Raw genomic sequence first — 6,885 nt, 5'->3', positions numbered from 1 at the left:
TTTGGCCTAAGTTTTCGCAGCGAGTGACCCCTGGCTTTTTGAGAAGATACATTTCTGCTATATTTGTAGTTTCTGATAATTCATTTTCGTGACGGGCAATTAATACCCGATCCCTGGTTACAACTAAATCAGGTTCAATAAAATCTGCACCCAAATCAATGGCTAATTCATAAGCCGCTAAGGTATGTTCCGGACGAAACGCACTAGCACCGCGATGAGCAATCAGAAGATACATTTTTCTAACTTAAGATACGATATAATCTAACAAAATAATGACTATTTATTTGTAGTCCCTAATCAACTTTCCAAAACACACCCCAACCTAACAAAATTTTGATCCCCTCAACTGGAAACTGCTGTTAAGTCCCCCATGTAATTTTGCAATCATTTATTCTTGGCTTTCTCTTAGGCATCACAATCCTACTTTGGAACCATTATCGCCTAAAAGCTCAATTAAGAGAGATTTTAACCGTATCCCCTGATACAGAAGATTTACTAGGTGCTTTACCCGTATTAACTCTGATTAAGAGAGAAATTGGCTACATAAAACAAGAGTACCACAAACAACAGGAAGAATTAGAGCTAAAACAGCAGATTTTAGAAATAGCTCCCATTGCTTATTTACGGGTAGACGCAGAAAATCAACTACTATGGTGTAATTCACAAGCCCAGAGTTTATTGCAAATCGATCGCTGGCAACCAGAGCAAATTCGCCTGTTACTGGAGTTGGTTCGCTCCTACGAATTAGATCAACTGATCGAACAAACTCGCCAAACTCAAACCCCCCAGGTGAATGAATGGACATTCTACTACACCAATTATGTACCAGCACGGTCTCAAAGCCAAACTTACCCCAAAAATAACCTAAATAGCAGTTCTGTCGCTTTAAAAGGCTTCGCTTATCCCTTACCCCAAGGACAAGTCATTGTCTACATTCAAAACCAACAACCCTTAGTGGAGTTGTCCCGTTCGAGCGATCGAGCTTTATCCGATCTTACCCATGAGTTACGCACCCCTTTAACCTCTATTTCTCTTATTTGTGAGTGGTTAGGACAACGTTTGTCAGATCCGGAGCGTCTTCGAGCCAACCAAATGGGGCAAGAAACCCAGCGTTTGATTCATTTAGTTGAAGATTGGTTAGAATTAAACCAAATACAAGAAAACCCCCACCAAAATTTATCCTTAGAACCGTTAGAATTAAATAGCGTTTTATCCGTTGCATGGCAAGTGGTAGAACCCCTTGCTCAACAAAAACAAATTAATTTAAGAAATTCTGGCGAAAAAGAAGTAAGATTCTCAGGGGATAACTCCCGTTTAATGCAAGTATTTATTAATCTTTTCGATAATAGTATCAAACATAGTCCTGATAATAGTGAAATATTAGTCAGTCTCAGGGAAGATTTTAAGAATCAAACAATAGAGATAAGTATTCTCGATCAAGGATTGGGATTTTCTGAAAAGGATCTTCCCCATATTTTTAACCGTTTATATCGAGGGGATACTTCCCGAAATCGACAGGGAACAAAAAAAGAATCCTTACGGTCAGGAAGCGGTTTAGGACTAGCAATTACTCAAGAAATTATACAGGCTCATGGGGGAACAATCACAGCTAAAAATCATCCTGATACGGGAGGGGCTTGGATACAAATCCTATTAACCAAAATCTCTTAGATCCTTTGTTGTTTCTTAACTTTCCTGAGCTAAAATAAAGAGTCCCAAACTAAATTTATGTTGCAATTTATTGTAAATAGCACATAAAAAATACTATGCTAGATATAGGGTTAAATTAATTTCAAAAAGTAATATTCAGTATAAATTAACAATAGCGTTGTGAATATCTCTTCCCCAGATAATTATCCCGAAAACACTTACTTTCAACGCTGTCTCAAACGACTAGAACAGGAAGTGTTGCGGATGGGAACCTTAGTAGAGGAATCCTTTCGCCTCAGTCATCAAGCTCTGTTTGAAAGAGACATCGACGCAGCTCATAAAATTCCGATTCTTGATAAACAAATAGATCGCTACTATCGAAAAATAGAATCAGACTGTGCCACACTAATGACCTTGCAATCTCCAGTTGCTCAAGATTTGCGTCTGTTGAGTGCTTTTATGCAATTGGTTAGGGATTTAGAGCGCATTGGAGACTACGCTAAAGATTTAGGAGAAATCGCACTCAAATTATTTCCCTACGAAAACCAGAATTGTATGAGGGAAATGGCCATGATGTCCAATCATGCTCAAATGATGTTGGCTACCAGTTTAGTGGCTTTAGCAGACTTGGATGGGGGGGCTGGAAAACGAGTTAAAAAATTAGACGATACCGTAGACGATGCTTATGAAAAACTTTATGATCGCTTAGCTAATCAGCGAGACATTATCGGGGTTATTGAGCCATATTTGCTCCTCGCTTTAGTTATCCGTCATTTAGAAAGAATGGCTGACCATGCCACTAATATTGCACAGCGCGTGTCTTATATCGTTACTGGCCACAGAGGTTAAACTGATATCTTGCACCAGTATAGAAAAACTTAAATTAGTCAGCAGTTCCTCACTCCGTTCCGGCGCTATCGCACAGCAGTCAGCGTTCAGCATTGGTTTAATATTACTCACAGTAGATGATAGATATTGATATGTTTCAGCTAATGGCTGATAGCTGAACGCTTACAAACTAGCCAGTTTTATCTAAGGTGCAAGATGTGAGGTAAGCAATTCCGCACTCCTGACTCCTTGTCCCGAAGGGACGATCAAAGCTCCATGCAAATTCTTAATTAAAACATGATCATTTGCTCACCTTCTCTTAACCAACTGCTAGAATTGCATCTCCAGGCCTAAATGCGATCGTGATAAGAAACCAGTTAAGTCAAATATTCTAGGTGTGAGGAACGTGAAAATGTGGAAATTGTTTTCCCAATGTCTGAAAATGACATCTGGTGTGGCAGCTTTGTCCCTAATGGCAACCCAAACAGTCATGGCTGCTCCCGATGAAAATCAACTGAACCCAACCTCGGGAGACATAGTTTCCCCCGAAGAAGCATTAGGGGTTCTCCAAAATCGTCCAACTCTCAAAACTCCCTTAAACCGAGATACCAGTAAACAGTTTCGGGATAATACCGGGGGAGACGGGATGTCCCAAGTAACCAGCATTTCTGAGTTACGGGACGTTTCTCCCACAGAATGGGCTTATGAAGCCCTGAGAAGTCTAGTAGAACGTTACGGTTGTATTGTAGGTTATCCAGACCGCACATTCAGAGGCAACCGAGCCTTATCCCGTTTTGAATTTGCAGCAGGATTAAACGCCTGTTTGAATACCATAGAAAGGTTATTGCAAGAAAACGTAGCGGTTTTAAGGGAAGACATCGAAAAATTAAAGCGGTTAGCCCAAGAATTTGAACAAGAACTACTGGCGTTGAAAGCGCGGGTAGATAACCTAGAAACAAGGGTTGCGTTCCTGGAAGATCACCAGTTTTCCACCACAACCAAATTAAACGGGGAAGTGCTGTTTACATTTTCCAGTGCTTCTGGAGAACGGGCGATCGACTCACGGCAACGAGATGATATTTTTAACTTTGGAGCGGACGGACGCGATGAAACCCGACGCATCGATGATAATGCAACATTAGGTTTTAGAACTCGACTCAATTTAGACACCAGTTTCACTGGAAAAGACCGTTTAAGAACCCGAATCGAAACAGGAAATATCGTCAACTATAGTCGTGCTACAGGAACAGTTATGGCACGATTAGGACACGATATCTTTAGAGAGGCCGATGTTCGCATTGGAGACGTATACTATAGGTTCACCGTAGATAATTTAACCGCTTGGGTTGGGGCTAACTCTCTCGATATTGACGATATCTTCGAGGTAGGAAATCCCCATTTATTCAGTTCTGGCAGTGGTGCATTATCCAGGTTTCTTCGTTATAACCCCTTAGTGTTCCGTGGTCCCGAAGGTATGGGAGGGGGTTTTAAATATAAAGTATGGGATGATCTCTTTGAGGTTCGAGGCTTATACTTAGCAGAAAACGGTAATAGCCCAGATTTAGGACAAGGGATGTTTAATGGTAACTATAGCACCGGTGGTCAATTAGTGATTAATCCGGCAGATAACTTAGATTTTAGCTTTACCTATCTTCTTTCCTATTTTGCAGGAACCGCTGATCCTCAAGGAGAAAGTAGCCCTAACACCTCCTCTAGTAATGGTAGCCGTGTGGCTAGTGATCCTTTCTTAGGCGCTCCTACCCTACGGGATAGTTACGCTATTCAAGGGGACTGGCGCATTAATGATACTTTCCACTTGACAGCTTGGGGAGGTTATGCACTAGCCCGCGCTCAAGGAAAAGACAAAGATGGAGTCGATCGCAGTGGTTTTGGGGCGGATCTATGGACCTGGAGTGCTGCTCTATCCGTTATTGATGTCTTCAAAGAGGGAGCCGTTTTATCAGTTGCGGGTGGTCAATTTGTTACCGCAGAGCGTGTAGACGCTTTCCCCGGCGATCGCAGAATTCCCGATAAGGATACACCTTACATCATAGAAGCACAATATAAATACCCCCTCAGTGATAATATATTATTGACCCCGGGCTTCTATGTGGTCATCAACCCAGAAGGAGATGAAGATAACAACAGTATCTGGGTGGGAGCTTTACGGACTACCTTTAAGTTCTAATCAGCAATAATAACTGGTAATTGGGAACCAGTTTCTTACTTTACTGTTCCTTTATTATGTCTTAGCCATTTCTTAAAGTTAGTAGTCTAGGATGTAGTCTGTTTACTATCTAGAAGATCTTACAATGGGTAAAGTAGCAAAATATTTGTTGTTTTGCCAATCCATTTTAATCAAAATCTAGATAAATCAGCTAAAAACCATAGTTGATAAACAAGTTACTATTGTATGAACTAGATTGCCGTTTAAGGCAATCAGGACATTTCTAAGGTGTGAGGAACGTAAAAATGTGGAAATTGTTTTCCCAATGTCTGAAAATGACATCTGGTGTGGCAGCTCTGTCCCTAATGGCGACCCAAACAGTGATGGCTGCCCCCGATGAAAATCAACTGAACCCAACTTCGGGAGACATAGTTTCCCCCGAAGAAGCATTAGGGGTTCTCCAAAATCGTCCAACTCTCAAAACTCCCTTAAACCGAGATACCAGTAAACAGTTTCGGGATAATACCGGGGGAGACGGGATGTCCCAAGTAACCAGCATTTCTGAGTTACGGGACGTTTCTCCCACAGAATGGGCTTATGAAGCCCTGAGAAGTCTAGTAGAACGTTACGGTTGTATTGTAGGTTATCCAGACCGCACATTCAGAGGCAACCGAGCCTTATCCCGTTTTGAATTTGCAGCAGGATTAAACGCCTGTTTGAATACCATAGAAAGGTTATTGCAAGAAAACGTAGCGGTTTTAAGGGAAGACATCGAAAAATTAAAGCGGTTAGCCCAAGAATTTGAACAGGAACTACTGGCGTTAAAAGCGCGGGTGGATAACCTAGAGACAAGGGTTGCATTCCTGGAAGACCACCAGTTTTCTACCACTACTAAACTAAGAGGGGAAGTGCTGTTTACCTTTTCCAGTGCTTCTGGGGAGAGAGCCATCGACTCACGGGAACGGGATGATATTTTTAACTTTGGACGCGATGCCCGCGGAGCGACCCGACGACCTGATGATAATGCAACCTTAGCCTTTCGGACTCGACTCAATTTTGACAGCAGTTTCTATGGAAAAGACCGTTTAAGGATTCGTTTTCAGTCTGGAACCATCCCCCGATGGGATCGGGCAACAGGAACCACTATGGCCCGTCTGGGACACGATGCGTCTAACGATGCTGATGTGGAATTCGACGATGTTTACTATCGCTTCCCCATCGGTAAATTCCGTGGTTGGGTAGGAACCAGTGCCTTAGACATTGATAACATTTTCGATGTGGGTAACCCATTCTTAGCTAGTTCCGGAAGTGGTGCGCTCTCCCGTTTCATGCGTCGTAACCCGTTACTGTTCCGTGGTCCTGAGGGTATCGGTGCTGGTGCCGAATACAAATTCTGGGACGACATTTTCGTAGTTAGAGGTCTTTACCTAGCGGAAAATGGGAATAGTCCCGACTTAGGAGAAGGTTTATTTAACGGTAACTACAGCGCAGGGGGTCAGTTAAGTATTTATCCCACTGATAGCTTAGATGTTAGTTTTACCTACCTGTTTTCATACTTTACTGCGGATGACGTTAATACCACCTCTAGTAACGGTAGTCGTGTAGCTAGTGATCCCTTCTTTCATGCGCCAACTAATCGAGATAGTTATGGTATCACAGGGGACTGGCGTATTAATGACACCTTTCACCTCCACGCCACTGGTGCTTACGCTTTAGCCCGCGCCCAAGGTTTTGCTAACCCAGAGATCGGGGACGATCGCCGTGGTTTAGGGGCTGACTTATGGACTTGGGCAGCTATTTTGTCTGTGGTGGATATCTTTAAGGAAGGTGCTGTACTTTCTGTTGGTGGTGGACAGTATGTCACTGCTGAACGGGTTGAGACGCTTCCTGGTGACTTACAGTCAATTGATGAGGATACCCCATACATCATCGAAGCTCAGTACAAGTTTCCTCTGACTGATGGCATTTTGTTAACTCCTGGTTTCTATGTGGTTATCAACCCAGAAGGGAATGAAGATAACAACAGTATCTGGGTGGGAGCTTTACGTACTACCTTTAAGTTCTAATCTACTCAGTTAATAGTTAACAGTTAGCAGTGATCAGTGATTGGTCACTGCTTTGTTGTTTTCCTGTTTTACTCACATCTTGCACCTTCGATAAAACTGGCTAGTTTGTAAGGGTTCAGCGGGAGCGACGCAAAAATGTCGCATCGACCGGAATTCGGTGAAAGCGACTGGGGA

Annotated in this window: 5 protein-coding genes; 4 read left to right on the top strand and 1 reads right to left on the bottom strand. The window is 42.6% G+C overall.

Translation table 11 applies throughout. The annotated features are described in order from the left end of the window. On the bottom strand, nt 1–235 hold a 235-nt coding region (locus tag P9B04_RS11660; RefSeq protein WP_342055158.1), incomplete at its 3' end, for a glycerophosphodiester phosphodiesterase family protein. Nucleotides 236–378: 143 nt separating this feature from the next. Between P9B04_RS11660 and P9B04_RS11655 the strand changes: the two genes are divergently transcribed. The 4 genes from P9B04_RS11655 to P9B04_RS11640 all read left to right on the top strand — a co-directional run bounded on the left by P9B04_RS11655 (nt 379) and on the right by P9B04_RS11640 (nt 6,711). Then, entirely contained in the window at nt 379–1,671 is a 1,293-nt protein-coding gene (locus P9B04_RS11655) for a sensor histidine kinase (protein ID WP_342055157.1), read from the top strand. A gap of 159 nt (nt 1,672–1,830) precedes the next feature. Continuing rightward, nucleotides 1,831–2,499 carry a phosphate signaling complex protein PhoU gene (phoU, locus tag P9B04_RS11650; protein WP_342055156.1) on the top strand — a complete coding sequence of 223 codons (669 nt, stop codon included), beginning with the start codon at nt 1,831–1,833 and terminating at the stop codon, nt 2,497–2,499. Nucleotides 2,500–2,890: 391 nt separating this feature from the next. After that, nucleotides 2,891–4,666, top strand: coding sequence for an iron uptake porin (locus P9B04_RS11645; protein WP_342055155.1), 1,776 nt, complete (start codon nt 2,891–2,893; stop codon nt 4,664–4,666). 284 nt (nt 4,667–4,950) lie between these two features. Further along, a complete protein-coding gene (locus P9B04_RS11640; protein ID WP_342055154.1) occupies nt 4,951–6,711 on the top strand; it encodes an iron uptake porin in 1,761 nt (586 codons plus the stop codon). Nucleotides 6,712–6,885 lie beyond the last annotated feature (174 nt).

This window comes from Crocosphaera sp. Alani8 (genome assembly GCF_038442745.1).
In the GTDB taxonomy this organism is placed as follows: domain Bacteria; phylum Cyanobacteriota; class Cyanobacteriia; order Cyanobacteriales; family Microcystaceae; genus Crocosphaera.
Note: the sequence above shows the minus strand (reverse complement) of the source record. Positions and strands in the feature narration are given on the sequence as shown.

Coding starts and splice junctions, on each gene's coding strand:
- P9B04_RS11645 (WP_342055155.1), top strand. CDS start 2,891: ATGTGGAAATTGTTTTCCCAATGTCTGAAAATGACATCTGGTGTGGCA.
- P9B04_RS11640 (WP_342055154.1), top strand. CDS start 4,951: ATGTGGAAATTGTTTTCCCAATGTCTGAAAATGACATCTGGTGTGGCA.